General features: G+C 72.2%; 23 protein-coding genes. 18 read left to right on the top strand and 5 right to left on the bottom strand.

All coding sequences use genetic code 11. From position 1 onward, the window contains the following. Positions 1 to 11 precede the first annotated feature (11 nt). Complete coding sequence (locus PH191_RS22120; protein WP_274196799.1) at positions 12 to 767, bottom strand: enoyl-CoA hydratase-related protein; 756 nt, start codon at positions 765 to 767, stop codon at positions 12 to 14. A gap of 35 nt (positions 768 to 802) precedes the next feature. Next, positions 803 to 1,180 carry a VOC family protein gene (locus PH191_RS22115; protein WP_274196798.1) on the bottom strand — a complete coding sequence of 126 codons (378 nt, stop codon included), beginning with the start codon at positions 1,178 to 1,180 and terminating at the stop codon, positions 803 to 805. A gap of 68 nt (positions 1,181 to 1,248) precedes the next feature. Here PH191_RS22115 and PH191_RS22110 point away from each other — a divergent pair, with 68 nt between their 5' ends. Both PH191_RS22110 and PH191_RS22105 read left to right on the top strand, forming a co-directional pair. Then, complete coding sequence (locus PH191_RS22110; protein ID WP_274196797.1) at positions 1,249 to 1,737, top strand: GNAT family N-acetyltransferase; 489 nt, start codon at positions 1,249 to 1,251, stop codon at positions 1,735 to 1,737. Between the two features lie 262 nt (positions 1,738 to 1,999). Continuing rightward, the gene (locus PH191_RS22105) at positions 2,000 to 2,743 is read left to right on the top strand and encodes an ANTAR domain-containing protein (RefSeq protein WP_274196796.1); all 744 of its coding nucleotides are present in this window, start codon (positions 2,000 to 2,002) and stop codon (positions 2,741 to 2,743) included. A 16-nt stretch (positions 2,744 to 2,759) separates the two neighbouring features. Here the strand turns inward: PH191_RS22105 and PH191_RS22100 are convergent, their stop codons facing one another. Then, positions 2,760 to 4,190 (bottom strand): DUF1254 domain-containing protein, encoded by a 1,431-nt coding sequence (locus tag PH191_RS22100; protein ID WP_274196795.1) that lies wholly within the window; start codon positions 4,188 to 4,190, stop codon positions 2,760 to 2,762. 112 nt (positions 4,191 to 4,302) lie between these two features. On the opposite strand from PH191_RS22100, the gene PH191_RS22095 reads away from it, so the two are divergent. From PH191_RS22095 to PH191_RS22070, 6 genes are all read left to right on the top strand, one after another. Further along, a complete protein-coding gene (locus PH191_RS22095; RefSeq protein WP_274196794.1) occupies positions 4,303 to 4,641 on the top strand; it encodes an ArsR/SmtB family transcription factor in 339 nt (112 codons plus the stop codon). A 22-nt stretch (positions 4,642 to 4,663) separates the two neighbouring features. Next, positions 4,664 to 6,109, top strand: coding sequence for an ABC transporter substrate-binding protein (locus tag PH191_RS22090; protein WP_274196793.1), 1,446 nt, complete (start codon positions 4,664 to 4,666; stop codon positions 6,107 to 6,109). Positions 6,110 to 6,222: 113 nt separating this feature from the next. Continuing rightward, positions 6,223 to 7,773 (top strand): amidase, encoded by a 1,551-nt coding sequence (locus PH191_RS22085; protein ID WP_274196792.1) that lies wholly within the window; start codon positions 6,223 to 6,225, stop codon positions 7,771 to 7,773. A 57-nt stretch (positions 7,774 to 7,830) separates the two neighbouring features. Further along, positions 7,831 to 8,526, top strand: a complete 696-nt coding sequence (gene nthB, locus PH191_RS22080) for a nitrile hydratase subunit beta (protein ID WP_274196791.1) — start codon at positions 7,831 to 7,833, stop codon at positions 8,524 to 8,526. An 8-nt stretch (positions 8,527 to 8,534) separates the two neighbouring features. Beyond that, on the top strand, positions 8,535 to 9,143 hold the full coding sequence (gene nthA, locus PH191_RS22075) for a nitrile hydratase subunit alpha (RefSeq protein ID WP_274196790.1): 609 nt from the start codon (positions 8,535 to 8,537) through the stop codon (positions 9,141 to 9,143). Beyond that, the gene (locus tag PH191_RS22070; protein ID WP_274196789.1) at positions 9,140 to 9,559 is read left to right on the top strand and encodes a nitrile hydratase accessory protein; all 420 of its coding nucleotides are present in this window, start codon (positions 9,140 to 9,142) and stop codon (positions 9,557 to 9,559) included. The genes nthA and PH191_RS22070 overlap by 4 nt, the downstream gene beginning before the upstream one ends. Positions 9,560 to 9,619: 60 nt before the next feature. On the opposite strand, the gene PH191_RS22065 is transcribed toward PH191_RS22070, so the two are convergent. Then, on the bottom strand, positions 9,620 to 10,483 hold the full coding sequence (locus PH191_RS22065) for a sulfurtransferase (protein WP_274196788.1): 864 nt from the start codon (positions 10,481 to 10,483) through the stop codon (positions 9,620 to 9,622). A gap of 212 nt (positions 10,484 to 10,695) precedes the next feature. Here PH191_RS22065 and PH191_RS22060 point away from each other — a divergent pair, with 212 nt between their 5' ends. After that, positions 10,696 to 11,724, top strand: a complete 1,029-nt coding sequence (locus PH191_RS22060; protein ID WP_274196787.1) for a DUF1206 domain-containing protein — start codon at positions 10,696 to 10,698, stop codon at positions 11,722 to 11,724. A gap of 67 nt (positions 11,725 to 11,791) precedes the next feature. Here PH191_RS22060 and PH191_RS22055 read toward each other — a convergent pair whose 3' ends face one another. Continuing rightward, entirely contained in the window at positions 11,792 to 12,175 is a 384-nt protein-coding gene (locus tag PH191_RS22055) for a PRC-barrel domain-containing protein (RefSeq protein ID WP_274196786.1), read from the bottom strand. 375 nt (positions 12,176 to 12,550) lie between these two features. Here PH191_RS22055 and PH191_RS22050 point away from each other — a divergent pair, with 375 nt between their 5' ends. From PH191_RS22050 to qcrC, 9 genes are all read left to right on the top strand, one after another. Continuing rightward, positions 12,551 to 13,135: a hypothetical protein gene (locus tag PH191_RS22050; RefSeq protein ID WP_274196785.1), complete on the top strand. Its 585-nt coding sequence runs from the start codon at positions 12,551 to 12,553 to the stop codon at positions 13,133 to 13,135. Between the two features lie 186 nt (positions 13,136 to 13,321). Beyond that, positions 13,322 to 13,744, top strand: a complete 423-nt coding sequence (locus tag PH191_RS22045; protein ID WP_274196784.1) for a CBS domain-containing protein — start codon at positions 13,322 to 13,324, stop codon at positions 13,742 to 13,744. A gap of 238 nt (positions 13,745 to 13,982) precedes the next feature. Beyond that, complete coding sequence (locus tag PH191_RS22040; protein WP_274196783.1) at positions 13,983 to 14,633, top strand: cytochrome c oxidase subunit II; 651 nt, start codon at positions 13,983 to 13,985, stop codon at positions 14,631 to 14,633. Beyond that, entirely contained in the window at positions 14,630 to 16,300 is a 1,671-nt protein-coding gene (locus tag PH191_RS22035; protein WP_274196782.1) for a cbb3-type cytochrome c oxidase subunit I, read from the top strand. Before PH191_RS22040 ends, PH191_RS22035 begins: the two co-directional genes overlap by 4 nt. Continuing rightward, the gene (locus PH191_RS22030; RefSeq protein WP_274196781.1) at positions 16,297 to 16,770 is read left to right on the top strand and encodes a hypothetical protein; all 474 of its coding nucleotides are present in this window, start codon (positions 16,297 to 16,299) and stop codon (positions 16,768 to 16,770) included. Before PH191_RS22035 ends, PH191_RS22030 begins: the two co-directional genes overlap by 4 nt. Next, positions 16,767 to 17,312 (top strand): cytochrome c oxidase assembly protein, encoded by a 546-nt coding sequence (locus PH191_RS22025; RefSeq protein ID WP_274196780.1) that lies wholly within the window; start codon positions 16,767 to 16,769, stop codon positions 17,310 to 17,312. The genes PH191_RS22030 and PH191_RS22025 overlap by 4 nt, the downstream gene beginning before the upstream one ends. After that, positions 17,309 to 18,835 (top strand): cytochrome bc1 complex cytochrome b subunit, encoded by a 1,527-nt coding sequence (gene qcrB / locus PH191_RS22020; protein ID WP_274196779.1) that lies wholly within the window; start codon positions 17,309 to 17,311, stop codon positions 18,833 to 18,835. Before PH191_RS22025 ends, qcrB begins: the two co-directional genes overlap by 4 nt. Beyond that, positions 18,832 to 19,944, top strand: a complete 1,113-nt coding sequence (qcrA, locus tag PH191_RS22015; RefSeq protein ID WP_274196778.1) for a cytochrome bc1 complex Rieske iron-sulfur subunit — start codon at positions 18,832 to 18,834, stop codon at positions 19,942 to 19,944. The genes qcrB and qcrA overlap by 4 nt, the downstream gene beginning before the upstream one ends. Then, on the top strand, positions 19,937 to 20,728 hold the full coding sequence (qcrC, locus tag PH191_RS22010; protein WP_274196777.1) for a cytochrome bc1 complex diheme cytochrome c subunit: 792 nt from the start codon (positions 19,937 to 19,939) through the stop codon (positions 20,726 to 20,728). Before qcrA ends, qcrC begins: the two co-directional genes overlap by 8 nt. Positions 20,729 to 20,755 lie beyond the last annotated feature (27 nt).

Genomic DNA, 20,755 nt, shown 5'->3' with positions numbered 1-20,755 from the left:
GGCCTGGTGACTCAGGGCGTCGGGTCGCTCCACACCGGCGGGCGCTTCTCGGCGAAGGCCGCCAGGCCCTCGCGCTTGTCGGGGCCCTCGGCGATCCGCACCTCGGCGCGGTGCGTCGCCGCCCAGCCCGCCTCCTCGGCGTCGGACCACTGCTCCTCGAGCGCCGCCAACGTCGCCGAGACCGCGGTCGGCGAGGCCACGCCGATCTCCTCGGCGAGCTCGAGGGCCACCTCGACCGCGGCACCGGGTTCGGCGAGCCGGTTCACGAAGCCGATCTCGTGGGCCCGTCGCGCGTCGAGCCGGGCGCCGGTCAGCAGCAGCTCGCGCGCGACGTTGATCGGCAGGCACCGCATCGCGCGGCCGAGCGCCCCGGAGTTCGCGACGAGGCCCCGCCGGGTCTCGGGCAGGCCGAAGGACGCCGCGGCGGAGGCGACGACGAGGTCGCAGGCCATGGCGATCTCGAAACCGCCGCCGAGCGCGAGCCCCTCGACGGCCGCGACCACCGGCTTGGTGTGACGGCGCCGGATGATGCCGTAGGGACCGCCACGGGGCGTGGGCTCGCCGGGGCCGGCGACGATGTCGGTGCCGGCGCAGAACACCTCCGGCGTGCCGGTGAGGATCGCGACCCACAGCCCGGGGTCGTCCTGGAACCCGTTGAGGGCGGCGTCGATGCCCTCCGCCGTCGGCCCGTCGATCGCGTTGCGCTTCTCGGGTCGTTCGATCCGGACGACGAGGACGCGGCCGTGCCGGTCGGTGCTGACGGTCATCGAGAACCTCCCTCGTCGAACGGGGCCGGGACGGGTCAGTAGCTGCTGATCTCGACCAGATTCTGGTCCGGGTCGCGGACGTAGACACTGCGGATCGGGCCGAGGGCCCCGGTGCGGTCGACCGGACCCTCCTCGATCCGGACGCCGTGGGCCGTGAGGCGCTCGATCACCGTCTCCAGCGCGTCGTCGGTGACGAGGCACAGGTCGGCGCTGCCCGGGGTCGGGTGGAGGGCCTTGGGCTCGAACTCCTGCCCGGCCCGATGCAGGTTGATCTTGTTGCGGCCGAACGCGAGCGCCCGGCGTCCGCCGCCGAAGGTGACCGGCTCCATCCCCAGGGCGTCGACGTAGAAGGCGATCGTCGCGTCGATGTCGGCGACGGTCAGCACGACGTGGTCGAAGCCCTGCAGCGGCATGGACGTCCTCCCTCGCGCCGGAGGAGCGCGGGCCGCCCGTCCGTCGACGCGGGTAGTGTCCCCCGCCCGTGGGTGTCCGCCGGATCGCCCCGACCGACGTCGGGACCGTCACCGAACTGGTCCACGAGCTGGCCCGGTACGAGAAGGCCGCCGACCAGTGCCACCTCACCCCCGAGCAGCTGTCCGCGGCGCTGTTCGGCGAGCACCCCCACCTGTTCGGCCACGTCGCCGAGCAGGACGGCGCCGTGGTCGGGTGCGCGCTCTGGTTCCTCAACTACTCGACGTGGGACGGCGTCCACGGCATCTACCTCGAGGACCTGTTCGTGCGCGCCGACCACCGCGGCTCCGGGCTCGGCAGGGCGCTGCTCGCCGAACTCGCCGCCGAGTGCGAGCGGCACGGCTACTCGCGGCTGCAGTGGTGGGTGCTCGACTGGAACACCCCGGCGATCGAGTTCTACCGGGCCCTCGGGGCCGAGGCGATGGACGAGTGGGTCGTCTACCGCGTCTCGGCCGGTCCGCTGCGCACGCTCGCCGGCCCGACCGCGCGGGAGCGATGAGCTGCGCGGACCCCGCTGGGCCGGTCTCGTGGGCGCATCCGCGCTACGGTGGCTCTCGCGGCGTTCGACCTGACGGGCGCCGATCGGACGCGGAGCGTTCCGCTCGGTACGAACGCTCCCGGCGGTCCCGTTGATCATGTGCGTCCCGACCCACCTGCGGGTGGCGGGCAGATCGCAGCCCATGGCGCTTCGGCTCTGCTCGGCGCACCGGCACCCTCGGCGTGTGCGCGCGTCCCCGCCGCGACGCACGAGGTAGGGCCCCATGAACTCCTCCCGGCACGACGACCTCGTGACCGCCCTGCGCCAGGCCGCGCGTGGCCTGGCGAGCCGGCGCAGCATCCGCGACCTCGAGGAGACGCTCGGGCAGATCGTCACCTCGGCGGTGGCCACGATCCCCGGGGTGGACGCGGGCAGCATCTCCATCACCCACCACGGGCGCATCGAGACCCGCCACCCCACGACCGAGACGATCGGCAAGCTCGACCGCACCCAGAGCGAACTGAACGAAGGCCCCTGCATCTCGGCGATCGAGGACCCGCCCGAGGACGGGATCGTGATCGCGCGGGACCTCGCCGGCGACGACGCCGAGCGTTGGCCGCGGTTCGCACCGCTGGCGGTCGAGGCCGGTTACCGGGCGCTGATGTCGACCCAGCTGTCGGCCAACGGGGGCCCGCGGGCCGCGCTGAACCTGTACTCAGCCAAAGCGGACGCCTTCGACGAGCACGCCCAGACCCTGGCGGGGCTGTTCGGCATCCAGGCCGCGATGCTGCTCTACGGCGCCGACACCGCAGCGAACCTGCAGCGGGCCGTCGACAGCCGCGACCAGATCGGGCAGGCCAAGGGCATCCTGATGGAACGCTTCTCCCTCGACGACGAGGCCGCGTTCCAGATGCTGGTCAAGTCCTCCCAGGAGACCAACATGAAGCTCACCGACGTCGCACGCTGGCTCACCAGCGAGACCGGGAAGCGTTCCGCCGGGCTCGGCACCGACCGCGAGAGCCGCTGATCCCTCGCCGGTTCCCTCATCCGGGGATCCGCTCGATCTCACCGGGCCGCCAGGTCTTGTCGAACCACGATGCGAGCGGACCGTAGAGCCGCAGGATGGTGAACCAGGACTTGCCGGGAACGGTCCGGACCCAGTTCGCCTCCCGGCCGGCCGGCGGGGTCGGCCCGAAGAAGAGGTCGACGCTGCCGTCGTCGTTCGCGCTCACGGCGGGGTCGAGGCTCACGACCGAGGGATGGGGGTCGTCGACCTCGAGCAGGGAACGGGTCTGGGTGTCGTAGAGGTCGACCGCCCAGAAGTTCTTCGCCGGGATGCCGGCGGGCAGGCGGAGGCGGTAGGCCCAGGCGCCGTCGAGCCAGGCGCCGGTGGCGTCCTTGGCGGTGTAGGCGTAGGCCGACCCGGTGCCGACGTGCTCGGCGGCCATGGCCGGGGTGATGACCGTGGCGAAGTAGTGGAACTGGGCGCGGGCGTCGAGCAGTCGCGCGTGCTGCCGCAGGAACTCGTGGCTGCCGCCGACGAAGCCGTGGAGCCACTGGCTGTCGGGGTAGATGTAGGCCTCCGGATCGCGGGGCGAGTACGCGAGCGCCCGGGCGGCGGCCGCGGCGAGCGGGGCGGCCAGGGCGAGGATGCGCCGCATCCTCTCGTCGGGGGCGAAGGGCTGCCCGTGCACGATGCCGAGCGCGGCGCACTGGCCGGCACGTTCGGGGTCCAGCGCGGCGGCGGGCTCTTCCTGGACGAGGGTGTTGATCTCGTCGTAGAACGTGTGGTCGTTGGCGTGGATGGTGTTGAAGCGCCGGTCACCGATCTCGAGGTAGGTCATCGCGGGCGGGTCGTCGGCCATGGCCAGTGGATAGACGCGGGTCCCGGTGATGTCGTCGACACCGCCGAGGGCGCGCACGACCAGCCAGTTCGTGAAGGTCGGGGTGCGCAGGACGGTGTAGCCGTCGGGTGCGGGGCCGTCGTGGTCCGGCGGCAGCAGCACGTACTTCCCGCCGGCGCCCCGGTCGGGTCCGGCGAGGCCGAGGTCGCCGACGTAGCGGAACCAGAAGTCGTCGATGACGCACAGGGTGTTCGGCGGGTTCTCCACGACGAGGGGGCCGTCGTGGAGGTCGAGGAACATCACGCCGTAGGGCGTCGCGGTGTTGGCGGTCAGGAAGAAGGCGCCCGAGTTGGCGCGGGGCGTGATGACGCCGAGGGTCGCGTTGCCGTCGAGGCCGACGCTGCGGAAACCGTGGCGCATGGCGACGAGTGAGGCTCCGGGCAGGGTGGTGAGGTAGACCTCGATCGCCCGGTTCAGGTCGAGCATGTCGTAGATCGCCGGGATCGACTCGGCGCTGGGCACCCCGTCGAAGAAGGTCAGCTCCCCGAACGGTGACGCCACGCGGTCGGGAAGGGCGATCGCCCGCCGCGCCGCGTCCATGTCCCCGACAGCGCCCACCGTGGTCGTCATGACGGCGACTGTGCCGCCCGTCGCGGGGCGGCGACCTCATGCACAAAGGATGACGTCCGACGGGCCCGAAGTGGAGACGTCGACATCCATCGACGGATGTTAGAGTCAACCCGTGGAGTCCGAGAACCTCGCGTTCGACGCGCTGTCGGACCGCGTGCGGCGCCGGATCCTGAGCGCCCTGGGCGACGAGGGCGAGCTGACCGTCACCGACATCACCGACCGCGTGGGCGCGGTCGGTCGCACGACGATCTCGAGCCACTTGCGCGTCCTGCGCACCTCGGGAATCGTGCGGGAGCGCCGGGTCGGACGGAACCGCTACTACTCCCTCGACACCGACGGCGCCGTCCGTGACGCCTTCACCTACCTGCAGTCGATCATGCGAGCGGGCGTCGACGATCTCCAGCAGGCGACGTCCGCGGCGCCACGGGAAAGCGACCGCGGCGTCGGCTAGCACCTGAAGCCAACGGGGCCCGATGTACACGACCGTCGCCGCCGAGCAGACAGTGTCGCTCGCCCCGCACGAGGTCTTCGCGCTGTTCGGGTCGGCGCACGCGACGGGATGGCTCTTCAGTGCGCGGTGCGACGCCGTGGCACCGGGCGCGATCGTCTCCATGCAGTTGCCCCTCGACGAGCGCGGCGGGAGCCGGGGCGTCGACATCCTCGGGCGTCTGACCCGGGTCGTGCCGGGCGCGATGATCGACATCGAGCACACCCAGCCGTGGCGCGGGCGGATCTGCCTGCGCTTCCGGCCGGCGGGTGCCCGCCGTACCCGGGTGCAGGTCCGTGCGAGCGTGCCGCTCGAGGGCGTCCAGTGGCTGCTGCACCGACGGGGCCTCCCGTTGCCCGAGCCCGCGGACGACGGCGCGGTACGCCTCGGCGTGATCACCTCGGCCTCGGGCACGGGGGCGGTGTACTCGATGTCGGCCGAGCTCATGGCCGAGCTCGCCGTCGACGAGATCAACGCCGACGGCGGGGTCGCGGGCCGTCGGGTGCGGCTGGTGGTCGCCGACGACGCCACCGACGCCGACCAGGCCGCCGACGAGGCGCGACGCATGGTGCGCCTCGGATGTCGCGTCGTCTTCGTCAACAGCACCTCGGCCAGCTTCGACGCGGTCCGGCGCGCCGTCCGCGGGCGCAAGGTCCTGGTGGTGCACACCGTCGTGAACGAGGGCGGTGGCGTGTCCCCGACCGTCGTCCGTCTCGGCGAGCGTCCCCAGGCCCAGCTCGACGCCCTCGCCGCACCGGTGATGCGGCGGGCCGACGCCCGTCGGTGGTTCTTCGTCGGGCAGACCTACGTCTGGTCGCACGGAGCGCACGCCGCAGCCCGGCGTGCGGTGTCGCGCGCGGGCGGACACGTCGCGGGCGAGGACCTCGCCCCTCTCGGCACCACGGACTTCTCGGACACCCTGGACCGCATCCAGCTCTCCGGCGCCGACCTGGTGCTCAGCACGCTGGTCGGGGCCGACGAGGTGGCGTTCGAGCGGCAGAGCGAGGCGGCCGGGCTGCGCGGCTCGACCCGGACCGTCTCGCTCGTGCTCGAGGAGTCGACGCTCGCCCACATCGGCCCGCGTGCCAGTGCCGGGCTGCAGACGGCGCTGAGCTACTTCCAGGACAACCCGCTCCCGGGCAACGCCGACCTGCTCGCCCGCTACCGCGCCGCCTACGGACCGTGGGCGCCTCCGGTGACGTCCCTGTCCGAGACGGTGTACGAGGCGATCCACCAGTACGCGCGGATCCTGCACGTCGACCCGGAGGGCGACGCCGCCAACCACGGTCGCGCGCTCTCACGACGACGTCGCGGGTCGCACGGGGACGCCATCGGGTCCCGCGATCTGGTCGCCCCCGCGCTCTACGTCGCCGAGGCCGGTCCGTGCGGGCTGGAGATCGTCGAGGCGGTGCGGGAGAAGGCCGGGGCCTGACGGCGTCCGCGACACGTGATCGAAACGCGTAGATGCGTCGCTGAGTATTGACGTGTCTTCCCGGCTGTTCCTAGGGTCGGTGCTCCCCCCGTCCGCTGCTCGAGGGAGCTGCCATGTCCCTGCCCGTCCCCGACAACGCCGCGCTCGAGGGGGTGGCCGCCGGCTACCGACTGGGCCTGGACCAGGCGCAGCTCGACGAGTACGCGCCGCTCGTGGCGGGCCTGCTGGCCTCCTGGGACGCCGTCGCGGAGCTGTACGAGGCGGAGGCCCCGGTCGCGCCGCAGCGGCCGTGGTCGCAGCCCTCGGACGCGGAGAACCCGTTCCACGCCTGGTACGTGCAGACCTCGATCACCGAGACCACCGACGGCCCGCTGGCCGGCCGGACGGTGGCCGTCAAGGACAACACCGCGGTCGCCGGCGTCCCCATGACCAACGGTTCGAGCACCTTCGAGGGCTACGCGCCCAGCGAGGACGCGACGATCGTGAAGCGCCTGCTCGCCGCGGGCGCCACCATCGCGGGGAAGGCGGTCTGCGAGGACCTCTGCTTCTCCGGCGGATCGCACACCGCGGTGTCCGGGGCGGTGCAGAACCCGTGGAACACCGCGCACAACTCCGGCGGGTCCTCCAGCGGCAGCGGCGCGCTCGTCGCCGGCGGCGTCGTCGACCTGGCGACCGGTGGCGACCAGGGCGGTTCGGTCCGCATGCCGGCCGCCAACTGCGGGCTGGTGGGGCACAAGCCGACCTGGGGTCTCGTGCCCTACACCGGCGCCTTCCCCATCGAGGCCACCATCGACCACCTCGGTCCGATCACGCGCACCGTCTCGGACGCCGCCCTGATGCTCTCGGTCATGGCCGGGCCGGACGGGCTCGACCCGCGCCAGCCACACGATCTCGTCCCGCAGGACTACCTCGCGGCGTTGTCCGAGGGCGCCCGTGGCCTGCGGGTCGGGGTGCTGCGCGAGGGGTTCGGTCGCCCGGAGTCCGAGGAGGTCGTCGACGAGACCGTCCGGCACGCGATCACCGTGCTCGGCGACGCGGGGATGAGCGTCTCCGAGGTCTCGGTGCCGTGGCACCTGCACGGCGCGAAGATCTGGGACGTCATCGCCACCGAGGGCGCCACGTCGCAGATGGTCGACAACTACGGCTTCGGGCTGAACTGGAAGGGCCACTACGACCCCGAGCTGATGCACCACTTCGGCCGTCGTGCGACCGAGGACGGCTCGCAGTTCTCCGAGACCGTGAAGCTCGTCCTGCTCGCCGGGAAGTACGGGCTGAACACCACCCACGGACGGCACTACGCCATGGCGCGCAACCTCGCACCGAAGCTCGCGGCCGCCTACGACGCCGCGATGGCCGACCTCGACGTCCTCGTCATGCCGACCCTGCCGATGCGTGCCACGGCCATCCCGCCGCAGGACGCCGGCATCACCGAGGTCGTCGCCCGCGCGCTGGAGATGCTGGGCAACACCTGCCCCTTCGACGTCACGGGCCACCCCGCCTGCTCGGTGCCGGCCGGGCTCGGGGACGGCCTCCCGGTCGGGATGATGATCGTCGGTCGCCAGTTCGAGGACGCCACCGTCCTGCGCGCCGCCCACGCCTTCGAGCAGGCCGTCGGCGGCTTCCCCGCGCCCCGGGCCGCCACTCCAGTCGGCACCGGCGCCTGACCGTCCCGCTCAACCCCGTCCCGATCAACCCCGTCTCGTTCAACCACAGGAGAGTCGATGAGCAGCGGAGTCCATGATCTCGGTGGTCGTGAAGGGATCGGCGCCATCAACCCGACCCCCGCCGAGCCGGTGTGGAAGGCGGAGTGGGAGAAGCACGCCCACGCCCTCTTCCCCCTGGCCTTCCGGGCCGGGTTCTTCGGACTCGACCAGTTCCGCTCCGGCATGGAGCAGATGGACCCGGACGAGTACCTGAACACCCCGTACTACGAGCACTGGGTCCACTCCGTGGTCCACCACGGTGTGCGGCACGGCCACTTCGACGCCGACGAGCTCGACCGGCGCACGCAGTACTACCTGGAGAACCCCGACGCGCCGCTGCCCGAGGGCAAGGACGCCGAGGGCGAGCTGGTCGCGTTCATCGAGGGCATCGTCCCGGTCGGTGCGCCAGCCGGCCGCGACACCGGCAAGGCGGCGAAGTTCTCCATCGGCGACCGCGTCACCGTGCTCTCCGACGCACCCGAGGGCCACACGCGCCGGGCGCGCTACATCCGCGGCAAGACCGGCGTCATCGATCGGGCCCACGGCGAGATGATCTATCCCGACACCGCGGGCAACGACAGGGGCGAGTCGCCGGAGCACGTCTACACCGTCCGCTTCACCACCGAGGAAATCTGGGGCGCCGAGGAGGGCGAGCCCAACGGCTCGATCACCTTCGACGTCTGGGAGCCCTACATCGTCCCCGCGAGCAAGTGAGGCCCGCCGTGAGCGCACCCGAGAAGGCCACCGACCACCAGGCGGAGATCGCCGCCCGCGTCAAGGCCATCGAATCCATCATGATCGAGAAGGGCCTGATGACCACCGAGGCGGTGGACAGGCTCGCCGAGATCTACGAGAACGAGGTCGGTCCCCAGCTCGGCGCCAAGGTCGTGGCCCGGGCCTGGACCGACCCGGAGTTCAAGGCCCGGCTGCTCGAGAACGCCAGCACCGCGTGCGCGGAGCTCGGGATCAGCGGCCTGCAGGGCGAGGACATGGTGGCCGTCGAGGACACCGACGACGTCCACCACGTGATCGTCTGCACGCTGTGCTCCTGCTACCCGTGGCCGGTCCTGGGTCTGCCGCCGAACTGGTACAAGATGCCGCCGTATCGCGCCGCGATGGTGAAGGCGCCGCGCAAGGTGCTGCGCGAGGAGTTCGGCTACGACGTGCCCGAGTCGGTCGAGATCCGGGTGTGGGACTCCAGCTCCGAGCTGCGCTACTGGGTGCTCCCGCAGCGGCCGGCGGGCACGGAGGACTTCACCGTCGAGCAGCTCGAGGCCCTCGTCACGCGCGACTCGATGATCGGCGTGGGTGCACCGAAGGCCGCCGCGTGACCGCCCCGGAGCGCGAGGGCACCGAGATCGGCGACGCCCGCCGGCGCGTCCAGACCCTCGTGGCAGGGCTCCCGGGCGGTGAGGAGCAGGCGTCCTTCCGCGAGCCGTGGGAGCTCCGTGCCTTCGCCCTCGCGGTCGCCGCGTACCACGCCGGCCAGTACGAGTGGTCGGAGTTCCAGCTCTCGCTCATCGAGTCGATCCGGCGGTGGGAGGACGACGGCGCGAACGCCTCCACCGAACCGTGGAGCTACTACGAGCACTGGCTCACCGCCCTCGAGACCGTGCTCGCCGGGAGCGGTCTGCTCTCCGAGGCCGACCTCGACGACCGGACCAGAGCCGTCCTCGCCACCCCGAAGACCGCGAACCACCACGAGGCGCACCGCGAGCCGGTCGCCGTCGACCCCGCCACGCGCTGACGTACCCGGGGCCCCGCCGACCGGTGACGGTGGGCGGGGCGCTCGGGACGTTGCGGCCGCTCAGCCGACGGCGACGGGCAGGTCCGGATCCGCGGTCCACTCCGACAGGGAGCCGTCGTACACGGCGACCTCCGCCCCGCTGACGAGGTAGGCGGCGAAGGCGGGCAGCGTCGCCGCGATCCCACCGCCGCAGTACGTGACGGCCCGTTCGCCGTCCACGAGCCCGGACTCCCGGAGCTCCTCCGCGAGCGTGTCCCGGTCCAGCAACCGTCCCGTGGCCCGATCGACCAACGTGGAGCCCGGCAGGTTGCTGCTGCCGGGGATGCGACCGCGACGCGAGTACGGGCTCACCTCGGACTCGCCCCGGAACGTGGCGGGATCGAGCGCGCACACCACGGTGCCGCCCGCGGTGGCCAGGGCGGACACCTCGTCGGTGTGGGCCACGAGCTCGGGACGGAAGCGCGGGGTGAACGTCACCGCACCGGGCGGGGCGCTCTCGCCCGTCTCGACGGGATGCCCGGCCTCGCGCCAGGCCCGCAGCCCACCGTCGAGCACGGAGACCCGGTCGTGGCCGAAGACCCGCAGCAGCCACCAGACCCGGGTCGCCCACGCCGCTCCGGTGTTCGAGTAGACGACCACGTGGCTGTCGTCCGCGATCCCGAGCGCCGTCGCGGCCGCCGCGAACGCCTCCGGCGACGGCAGGGTGAACGCGAACCGGCCCGTGGGGTCCGACAGCTCCGAGGCCAGGTCGGCGAACCGCGCTCCGGGGACGTGCTCGGCGAGGAACTCGTCACGGTGCGGGTGGACGGTGTACGGGACCCCGTCCGACGAGGTCGTCAGGTGGGTCGACGCATCGAGGACCACGACGTCGTCGCCCAGAGCGGCCAGGTCGTCGGCGGACAGCAACGGGGGTACGGGGGGCACGGCGCGGATGCTAGCTGAGGCCGCGACAAGTGGACACGTATCGACTCGTGATGTGACGGGGTGGGCACCGGAATCCCGCGCGCTCCGCCTCGGCGCCGGCGTGGCACCGCCACACATCGGCGTCCGGTGAGGCGGCGTCCTGGACGCCGACACCGGGTAGGCGATGGGCACGACCGTTCGCGGAGCGTGATCGGTAGGGACCGGAGGAGGCCGTGGCGACTCAGGAGCAGAGCGGTGACGCGACCTCCGCGGACACGTCCCGCGAGGACGCGGCGTCCACGACGACCGAGAAGAGGGCCGAACGGGAGACCTCGCGCGCCGAGGAACGCGCCGAGGAAGCCGGGGAGCGGGCCCAGCGTTCCGACGACCCCGCCGAGGAGGCCTCCGAACGCGCCGAGCAGGCCGCCGAGCACGTCTACAGCGAGCTCGCCGGCCTCGGCGCGGCCGGGGAGGGCGAAGCCCCGATCCGAGCGGTCGAGCTCCTCGGCCGCGTCGGCCTCATCGGCTACGGCCTGGTGCACGTGCTCATCGGCGCGATCGCCGTGCACCTCGCGCTCGCCGGGGGCGGGCAACCCGATCAGCAGGGCGCCCTGGGCAGCCTCGTCACCAGTACCGTCGGCATCGTCGTGGTGGGCGTCGTGGTCGTGGGACTCGTGGCCTTCGCCGTGTGGCAGGGCCTGGCCGCCGCCACCGGGTTCCGCTGGACCTCCGGAGGCGTGCGGTTCCGCAAGCGCGTCGGCGCAGGGGCCAAGACCGTCGCGGTCCTCGCCGTCGCCCTCGCCGGGGCCCGCCTGCTGCTCACCGGCTCCTCGGGCGGCTCCAGCTCGACGAGCTCGGAAGCGGCCACGGCGGGGCTGCTCGCGCTGCCGGCCGGCCGACTCCTCGTCGGGGCCGTGGGCGTGGTCGTCCTCGTGATCGCCGTCGCCACGGGCTACACGGGCGTGGCCCGCAACTTCTCCGACGACCTCGACTACCGCCGCCTCCCCGAGCACCTCCACCGGCCCGTGGAGGTGCTCGGCATCGTCGGACACCTCGCCCGTGCCCTGGCGTTCGCCATCGTGGGGGTGCTGTTCGGAGTCGCAGCGCTGCAGGCCGATCCCGGGCGGGCCGGAGGGCTCGACCAGGCCCTGACCACCCTGGCCGCCCAGCCCTACGGCCCGCTGCTCCTGCTCGCCGTCGCCCTCGGGTTCATCGCCTTCGGCCTCTACACCTTCGCCGAGTCCTGGGCCCGCCGCATCTGACCGCAGGGGCGTGGCCTCGTCGTCACTCCGACGCGGTCCACTCCCCGCCGGGCCGCACCGTCGCTGCCTACCGGCCGGTGACCTCGTAGCGCCGCAGTCGGCCCCCGTCGCGGTCGTCCTGTCCGGTGACGAGGGTGTGGTCCCGGCCGTAGTGGCCGAAGAGGTGGCGCTCGTCGTCGGGTGAGAGCTCGTGGTCGAGGTCCTGGTGCGGGGCGTTGCGGACCTGTTCGCGGGTGTAGGGCAGGTGGAGCACACCGCCGCGGTACTCGGCCTCGTTCAGGGGCATCACGGAGACGCGTGAGCCGGACAGGCCCGTCATCACCGCCACCCACTCCGGGCGCTCGGTCTCGGTGTCCAGGTACACGGCGTCGACCGTGCCGAGCTCGGTCTCCCGATTACCGGTCACGCCGACGCCGATCAGCTCGCCCGGATCGGACACGTTCTCGAGCATCGGGCACTCCTCCCACCTCGCTCCACCACGTCGCACGACGGTGTTCCCGATCGACGGGGCTCACACAGCACGTCCAGCCGCCGTGGCGAGCACCAGGTACGACGTCCCGGGCGTCGAGCGGGCACGTGTTCGTCGGGGAGGGGGTCGGGTAGCAACCCTGGATGAGTGCCGCGATCGGGCCGCAGGTCCCGGAGGGCTGGGAGCTGCGGCGGCAGGGCGGCCTGCGCCCGTTCACCACCTACGTCGAGTACGAGCGGCCGGACGGGTCGCTCTACCGGTACGAGACCCGGCTGGGGCGCAAGGGCCACGGACCGCGCCGCGCGGGACCCACGAGCGTGCCGTCACACGGTCGGCGCCGCGCTCTACACCGTCAGCGTGTACGGCCAGCTTCTCGAGTACCTCAACGAGGACGACCGCATCACCGAGGAGGACGGCAGCCTGGCGCCGGAGTCGTGGCGGTGGTGGGCCTGGCGGCCGACCGAGCTCGGCTGGCTGGTGCCCTTCGTCTTCCTCGTCGGCGCCCTGGTCTTCAACTACGAGACGATCGCCGCCCTGCTCTCCAGTCTCGGGCTCGTCTCCGAGCACGTCGGCCTGTGGACGACGAGCATGCTCGGCTCGGTCCTCTTCCTCGCCGCCTCGGTGCTCCAGATCGCCGAGGTCGGCCACGGGACGTTCCGCGCGCAGCCGCGGAACATCTCCTGGTGGGTCGCCGTGCTCTTCGTGATCGGGTCGATCGGCTTCGTCGTCGGTTCGCTGCCCGGCTTCGGGACCGGGGGCGGCGGCCTGCCGAACGCCGATCAGGAACCCGGCCCGCTCATCGTCAAGGTCGGCTTCCTGCTCGGCGGCCTCGCCTACACCGTCGGCAGCTACCTCATGCTCCCCGAGATGTTCCAGGAGCTGGGCCGCCAGCAGGGCGCCGAGGGCAGCGACGAGGACCAGGAGCTCGAGTCGAGTGGGTGAGCCGGTGGACCCCGGGGTCGAGTCGGGGCGCCTGACACGCTGGCGGCCCCACGCCGCCGACGAGGCGAGGCCCCCAGCCCACCTCAGGTGCGTGTTATCGCGGCGGCCGCATCGGCAAGCCGAAGGGTGCGGTGGGTTCACCCAGCATCCGGCCGCGACCGACCGGCATCGACGAGGAGGACGGTCATGGCGACGAAGGCACGCGAGATCATGACGGCCGAGCGCACGTGCGCGAACGAGACCGACACCGTGCAGTCGGCGGCGAGCACGATGGAGCGTCTCGGGGTCGGGGCACTGCCCATCTGCGGGCAGGACAACAAGCTCAAGGGCATGATCACCGACCGCGACATCGTGATCAAGGTCGTGGCCGGCGGGAAGGACGCCTCGGCGGTCACCGTCGGCGAGCTCCAGCAGCCCGAGGCCGTGACGATCGGCGCGGACGACGACGCCGACGAGATCCTGGCGACCATGCGCGAGCAGAAGGTACGCCGCCTGCCCGTCATCGACGGCAACGAGCTGGTCGGCGTGATCGCCCTCGCCGACGTGGCGAAGGCGCTGGACAACCCGACGACGGGCCAGCTCGTGGACGTGCTCTCGACCTCGAACTGATCCCGCACGGCCGCTGCGGCGAGTCCCGGGACGACGACCCGACACGGCCGACGAGGGGCGGGGCCGGCGCACCGGCCCCGCCCCGTGCGGCTCTCCACCGGACGGCGAGCACGCCGTCACGGCTCCTCCGCTTGCCCGAACGGTGCTCACGGAGGATCCTCGTGCTCCCCGAGGAGGTTGACCGTCGCAGCCTTCGCGTCCGTCGGCGGCTCTGCCGCTCGGGCCGAAGGAGACACCGTTGTCCATCCGCGGAATCTTCGACGACATCTTCCTGCTGGAGCTGTCGATCGCGGGCGCGGTCTTCGTCGTCATCACGGTCCTGCTGGTGGTGTTCCTCGTGCGTCGGCGCGCCGGTGCGGGGCGTCCCGCCTCGTCCCGCGCGGACAACATCGTCCTCGAGGTGTCCTACGCGGTCGCCCTCCTCGGGATCGCGGTCTTCCTCGTGGTGGTGACCGCGCAGGCCAACCATCGCCAGCAGCAGATGCAGGCGCAGTTCCGCGGCGCGCCCGACGTGGTGCGGGTCGACGTCACCGCCTTCCAGTGGTGCTGGCGGTTCCAGCACCTGGACGGTCCGGCGAGCACGACCGGCACCTGCCAGGAGGACCCGGCCACCCGACCGACGCTCGTGGTGCCGATCGGCAGGCCCGTGGAGCTGCGCATGACGTCGCATGACGTCGTCCACGCCCTCTGGATTCCCGACCTGGCGCTCAAGAGCGACGTCTACCCCGACCACACGAACTCCCTCGCGGTCACCTTCGACCACGCCGGCACCTGGCTCGGGCGGTGCTCGGAGTTCTGCGGCACCCACCACCCGACGATGGACTTCTACGTCCGGGCCGTGCCGGAGCAGGAGTACCAGCAGTACCTGGCCTCCGGGTCGCCGGCGTGACGACGACGAGCGCACCCTCGCCACGCCCGGCGCCGCCCGCCGGGCGGGGGACGGCGTCGGCGTGGCTCACCACCACGGACCACAAGCGCATCGCCCTGCTGACGCTCGGCACCGCGACGTTCCTGTTCCTGGTGGTCGGCGTCCTCGCCATGATCATCCGAGCGCAGCTGACCCTGCCGTCCCAGCACCTGGTCAGCAACGACATGTACCACGGGCTGTTCACGATCCACGGCTCGGGAATGATCTACCTCGTCGTCACCCCGATCGCGATCGCGCTCGGGGTCTACCTGGTGCCGCTGCAGGTCGGGGCCCCGGCGATCGCCGCACCCCGCCTCGCGATGGCGGGGTTCTGGCTCTACCTCGGCGGGGCCCTGATCATCTTCTCCGGGTTCCTCACCGCGCTCGGACCGGCTCTCGCCGGCTGGTACTCCTATCCCCCGCTGTCGGGCAGCCGGTACACCCCCGGCGCAGGGCAGAGCCTCTGGATCGCCGGCGTGTTCCTCGCCGTCCTCGGACTGATCCTGCAGGCCGCCACCGTGCTGTGGACCGCACTGCTCAAGCGCGGACCGGGCGTGACCATGCTCCGGATGCCGGTGTTCACCTGGTCGACGGTCGCGACCAACCTCATGGTGATCGGCTCCTTCCCCTCCCTGCTCGCGGCGATGGGCCTGCTGGGATGGGGCCGCGTGTTCCCGCAGCTGTTCACCGAGAACCTGTGGAACATCGGGTACCAGCACCTGTTCTGGTTCTTCGCCCACCCCGTCGTCTACGTGATGTTCTTCCCCTTCGTGGGCGTCGTCGCCGAGGTGCTGTCGACGTTCTCCGGGCGGCGCTTCTTCGGCTACCGCGCCACGGTGGTCTCACTGCTCGTCTTCGCCGCGTTCTCGATGAGCGTGTGGGGCCACCACATGTTCTCCACCGGGCAGGCCAGCAACGACTACTACTCGCTGACGTCGATCCTCCTGCTGGTCCCGGCCGGGGTGGAGTACTTCGGGTTCCTGGCCACGGTGATCGGTGGCCACCTGCGGTTCCGGGTCCCGATGCTGTTCGCGCTGGCCTTCGTCCCGCAATTCCTCGTCGGCGGGCTCACCGGGATCATGGTGGCCACGCCCGTGATCGACTATCAGGTCACCGACAGCTACTTCATCGTCGCGCACTGGCACTACACCCTCGCGGCGGGAAGCCTGTTCGGGATCTTCGCCGCGTTCTACTTCTGGTTCCCGAAGGCCACCGGCCTGATGCTGGACGAACGCCTCGGCCGCTGGCACTTCTGGCTGCTGGTGGTGGGCACCAACGTCGCCTTCCTGCCCATGTTCTGGCTCGGGCTGCAGGGCATGCCCCGGCGGCTGGCCACCTACCTGCCCGGCGACGGGTTCACCACCGCGAACATCGTGTCCACCGTCGGCACGGCGGTCCTCGCGCTGGGCGTCCTGGTCGGCGTCGTCAACGTCGTGACCGCGGTCCGCTACCGCCGTCGACCCGCACCCGACGACCCGTGGGAGGGGTTCACCCTGGAGTGGGCGACGTCCTCGCCGCCGCCGCCGCTCAACTTCGACGACGACCATCCGCTCCCCCCGGTGCGCAGCTTCGCCCCGCTGCTCGACGAGCGCGAGCACGCCGGCCAGGAGGGCGCCGACGACCCGGCCGAGCACGGAGCGCTGCGATGACGCTCCCCGCCCACGTCGTCGGCCTGTGGGCCACGCTCAACGTCGCCCTCACCCTCGTCCTGCCGGTCTACGACGAGTGGCCCTTCGCTCTCGTGCTGCACCTGCTCGCCACCGGCCTCGTCGCCGCGTTCGGCGTCGCCGTGCTCGTGGCCGTCCGGCGCCGCGGCCTCGGGCCCCAGCTGCGGCTGCCGTACCGCAGCGTCGCGGCGCTCGCCACCGGCGCCCTCGGCCTCGTCGTCACTCTGTCGGTCGTGTGGGGCTGGTGGCTGCTCCTGCTGGCGCCGTACCCGTTGATCGTCCTCCTGGTGACCCTGCGCTCCGAGCGGATGCCCGCCGACGTGGAGCCAGGTCCGCTGCGGACGCCACGGCCCGTTCCCGTCGACCGGCCGGCGACGAACCGGGAGATTCGCGCCGAGGCTCTCGAGAGCGCCCACGCCCGCAAGCGGGCGCGGCGGGGGGAGGCCACATGACCGGGCACGAGATGGCCGGCCATGGGTCCGGGGTGGCCGGGATGGTCGTCATGGGTCTGCTCACCTCGGTGGTGGCGCCGCTGCTGGTGCTCGCGGGCCGACGCCGCCACCGCGTCGCCCCCGCGACGTCGCGACTCGTCCGCGCCGTCGCGATCCTGGCGGGCTTCACGGTCCTGCACGCCGCCGTCGTCCTGCTGACCGTCGCGCCCACGACGGGGACCGTGGAGCACGTGCTCGCGCACGCGGTGCTGCTCGCCGGTGCGGTGCTGTTCTGGCTGCCGGTGCTCGGCCACGGCAGCACCCGCCTCCCCCCGGCCGGACGCAGCGTCTACCTGTTCCTCGCCTGCCCGCTGCTCGACATGGCCGCGCTGGTCCTCGTGGTGGGCGGCGACGAGACCTCGGGCGTGGCGATGATCGTCGCCATGCTGCCCGTCGCGCTGGCGGCGGTCGTGCTGACCTGGCGGTGGATCGCGGGCGAGGAGCGCGCGGCCCGGGCCGCCGACGATCTCGTCAACGCCTCGGCGGTCGGTGGACCTCGATGAGCGGCGACGGGGTGACCGGTCGCGGCTACCGGCCGCACCGCAGGACGCCGACCGCGGCGGTGGCGCGCGGCGTCGAACGCCGCTTCCAGATCGCCGGCCTCTTCCGGCACCAGGTCAACAAGGTCTTTCCCTGGCACTTCTCGTTCCTGTGGGGCGAGATCGCGCTCTACTCGTTCGTCGTCCTCGTCGGATCCGGAGTGTTCCTCACCCTGTTCTACGTGCCGTCGATGGACGAGCTCGTCTACCAGGGCTCCTACGTCCCGACCTCCGGGCTGGAGGGCAGCCGGGCCTGGATCTCCACGATGCAGCTGTCGATCGACGTCCGCGGCGGGCTGTTCGTGCGCCAGCTGCACCACTGGTCGGCGTTGGTGTTCCTGGCCGCCGTCATGCTCCACATGGGCCGGATCTTCTTCACCGGCGCCTACCGCGCACCCCGCGAGATCAACTGGTTCCTCGGGGTGGCGATGCTCGTCCTCGCGATCTTCGAGGGCTACCTCGGCTACTCGATGATCGACGACCTGCTCTCGGGCACGGGCGTCCGCATCTTCTCCGGCATCCTGCTGTCCGTCCCCGTGATCGGGACGTGGCTGCACTGGTTGGTGTTCTCCGGCGAGTACCCGGGCGAGATCGTCGTCGAGCGCTTCTTCATCGCGCACGTCCTGCTGATCCCCGCGATCCTCGCCGGGCTCATCGTCCTGCACCTGGCCGTGGTCTGGTACCAGAAGCACACCCAGTTCGCGGGGCCGCCCGCCGGCGAGGGCAACGTCGTCGGCAACCGCACCCTGCCCGTGTTCTCGCTGCACAGCGTGTCGATGCTGCTCGGGGTCACCGGCGTGCTGGGCCTGCTCGCCGGCGTCGCCCAGATCAACCCGATCTTCCACTACGGGCCCTACAACCCCACGCAGGTCTCCAACGGTTCCCAGCCCGACTGGTACGCCCTGTGGTTGATCGGCTCGCTGAAGCTGTTCCCGCGCGTCGACATCGCGGTGTTCGGCCGATACACCGTCCCGGCCGGCTTCTGGGCCGGCGTCGCGATCCCGCTGGTGCTGATCCTGCTGCTGCTGGCGTGGCCCCTGGTCGACCGTCTCCGCACCCGGGACCGCGAGCTGCACAATCTGCTCGACCGGCCCCGCGACGACGCGGCGCGCACCGCCATCGGGGTCATGGCCCTGACCTTCTGGGGCGTGCTCACCGTCGCCGGCGCCGACGACATCGCCGCCACGGTGTTCCAGATCCCGCTCGAGGGCCTGCGCTGGGCCGAGCGCGGCGCGCTGCTGATCCTCCCGCCGCTGGCCTACGTGATCACCCGGCGTGTGTGCCTGCGGCTGCAGCGCTCCGACCGCGACGCCCTGGCCGGCGGCGTGGCCACCGGGATCGTCGAGGAGACCACGGAGGGGACCTACCGGTCGGTGCAGCAGCCGTTCGTCGGGGTCGACCCCGAGGGCGGCGAGCACCCGCCGCGCTACGACGGGGCCCGCATCCCGAAGGTCCCGGCCCGGGAGCACGCGGAGGGATCGTCGTGAGCGAGAACGGGACGCCGTCGGAGCGCGAGCTCGACCGGATGGACGTCCACGAGCTCGGCCGCGTCGGCGCGCGCCTCGACGACGTCGAGATCGTCGACGACCACGAGCGGTTCACCCCGGGCAGCCCGGCGGAGCGACGGGCCGAGCGACGGGTCGCCGCGTGGTTCGCCCTCGCCGCCCTCGGTGGTGTCGCGTTCGTCCTGGTCTACGTCCTGTGGCCCTGGCACTACATCGGCGTCGGGCCGCAGCGGACGGTGACGGCCTGGTACACCCCGATGCTCGGGATCACCTTCGCGACCTGCGTGCTGGCGCTGGCCTTCGGGTTGACCGCCTACGGCAGGACGTTGGTCCCGCCCGACGTCGCCGTGCAGCAGCGCCACGACGGACCGTCGCCCGCGGTCGCCCAGCGCACGGCCGCCGCCCGTCTCGTCGAGCTCGAGCACCAGACCGGCCTCAAGCGGCACCGCCTGCTGCGCCGCACCGTGCTGGCCGCCGGCACCGCCTTCGCGGGCGTCCTCACCGTGACCTTCGTCGGCGCCCTGTGGCGCAGCCCCTGGCCGGCCGGGCAGCTCTCCCCGCTGCTGGTCACCGGGTGGCGCTCCCCGAACGGCGAACGGACCTACCTGCGCACCGACACCGGGGACCCGCACGGCGTCACCCTCGTCCGGGCCGACGACGTGGCACCCGGCGGCCTGCTGTCGGTGTTCCCGTTCCGCGAGTCCGAGCGAGGTGACCCCGACCGCCTCGCCACGGTGCTGCGCAGCGCCGACGACGCGGTCGTCCTGGTCCGCCTGCCACCCGGGATCGCCGTGGTCGAGCGCGCCGGGCAGGAGGACTTCCACCTCGGGGACCTCTACGCCTACTCCAAGATCTGCACGCACATGGGCTGCCCGGTGTCGCTCTACGAGCAGTCGACCCAGCGCATCCTCTGCCCCTGCCACCAGACCGAGTTCCAGGCGAACGAGTACGCCCGGCCCGTCTTCGGGCCCGGCGCCCGTCCGCTGCCCCAACTGCCCATCGCCGTGGACGAGTGCGGCTACCTCTACGCGCGCCACGACTTCATCGAGCCGGTCGGTCCCGGCTTCTGGGAGCGGGATCCCCGTGGCTGAACGTCATCGCCGTCCGTCCCTGCGCCGGCGCCTCCGGCACGCCGTGTCGCTCGCCGTCGCGCTCTGCCTCCTCGGCGGTGTCCACGCCCTGCTCGTGCCCACCGCTCCCGTCGCCCAGGCCGACGACCCGGCGCTGGTCCGCGAGGGACGGGCCCTCTACGACGGCTCCTGCATCACCTGCCACGGCACGAACCTGCAGGGCGTCCCGGATCGTGGCCCGAGCCTCGTGGGCGCCGGCGAGGCGGCGGTGTACTTCCAGGTCTCCACCGGTCGGATGCCGCTGGCCGAACAGGGCGCCCAGGCCCAGCGCAAGCCCCCGCGGTTCACGCCGTCGCAGATCGACGCGCTCGGGGCCCTCGTCCAGGCGACCGGTGGCGGCCCGGTCACGCCGTCCGCGGAGGAAGCCCGTCCCGGCGAGGACATCAGCCGCGGCGGACACCTCTTCCGGCTCAACTGCGCCCAGTGCCACAACTTCACCGGACGCGGCGGCGCACTCTCGGACGGCAAGGTCGCGCCGTCGCTGGAACCGGCGACTCCCGATCAGGTGTACTCCGCCATGCTCACGGGCCCCGGGAACATGCCGGTCTTCGCCGACTCACAGCTCTCGCCGGAGGAGAAGCGGAACATCATCGCCTACATCGAGACGGTGAAGGACACCGACGGTGCCAGCCCCGGCGGCCACAGCCTCGGCGGCTTCGGTCCGGTGCCCGAAGGGCTCGTCGCGTTCGCGATCGGGCTGGCCGCCCTCGTCGGACTCTCCCTCTGGATCGGCTCGCGTCAGTAGCAGCTGGCCGAACGCTCTCCCGGTCAG

It is taken from the genome of Actinomycetospora callitridis, assembly GCF_028737265.1.
In the GTDB taxonomy this organism is placed as follows: Bacteria; Actinomycetota; Actinomycetes; order Mycobacteriales; family Pseudonocardiaceae; genus Actinomycetospora; species Actinomycetospora callitridis.
This window is presented reverse-complemented; position numbering and strand designations above follow the sequence as displayed.

Bases quoted from the DNA above. Each gene is read 5' to 3' on its own strand.
- PH191_RS22120 (WP_274196799.1), bottom strand. From the start codon at position 767: ATGACCGTCAGCACCGACCGGCACGGCCGCGTCCTCGTCGTCCGGATC.
- PH191_RS22115 (WP_274196798.1), bottom strand. From the start codon at position 1,180: ATGCCGCTGCAGGGCTTCGACCACGTCGTGCTGACCGTCGCCGACATC.
- PH191_RS22105 (WP_274196796.1), top strand. From the start codon at position 2,000: ATGAACTCCTCCCGGCACGACGACCTCGTGACCGCCCTGCGCCAGGCC.
- PH191_RS22100 (WP_274196795.1), bottom strand. From the start codon at position 4,190: ATGACGACCACGGTGGGCGCTGTCGGGGACATGGACGCGGCGCGGCGG.
- PH191_RS22090 (WP_274196793.1), top strand. From the start codon at position 4,664: ATGTACACGACCGTCGCCGCCGAGCAGACAGTGTCGCTCGCCCCGCAC.
- PH191_RS22085 (WP_274196792.1), top strand. From the start codon at position 6,223: ATGTCCCTGCCCGTCCCCGACAACGCCGCGCTCGAGGGGGTGGCCGCC.
- nthB (WP_274196791.1), top strand. From the start codon at position 7,831: ATGAGCAGCGGAGTCCATGATCTCGGTGGTCGTGAAGGGATCGGCGCC.
- PH191_RS22055 (WP_274196786.1), bottom strand. From the start codon at position 12,175: ATGCTCGAGAACGTGTCCGATCCGGGCGAGCTGATCGGCGTCGGCGTG.
- PH191_RS22045 (WP_274196784.1), top strand. From the start codon at position 13,322: ATGGCGACGAAGGCACGCGAGATCATGACGGCCGAGCGCACGTGCGCG.
- PH191_RS22030 (WP_274196781.1), top strand. From the start codon at position 16,297: ATGACGCTCCCCGCCCACGTCGTCGGCCTGTGGGCCACGCTCAACGTC.
- PH191_RS22025 (WP_274196780.1), top strand. From the start codon at position 16,767: ATGACCGGGCACGAGATGGCCGGCCATGGGTCCGGGGTGGCCGGGATG.
- qcrB (WP_274196779.1), top strand. From the start codon at position 17,309: ATGAGCGGCGACGGGGTGACCGGTCGCGGCTACCGGCCGCACCGCAGG.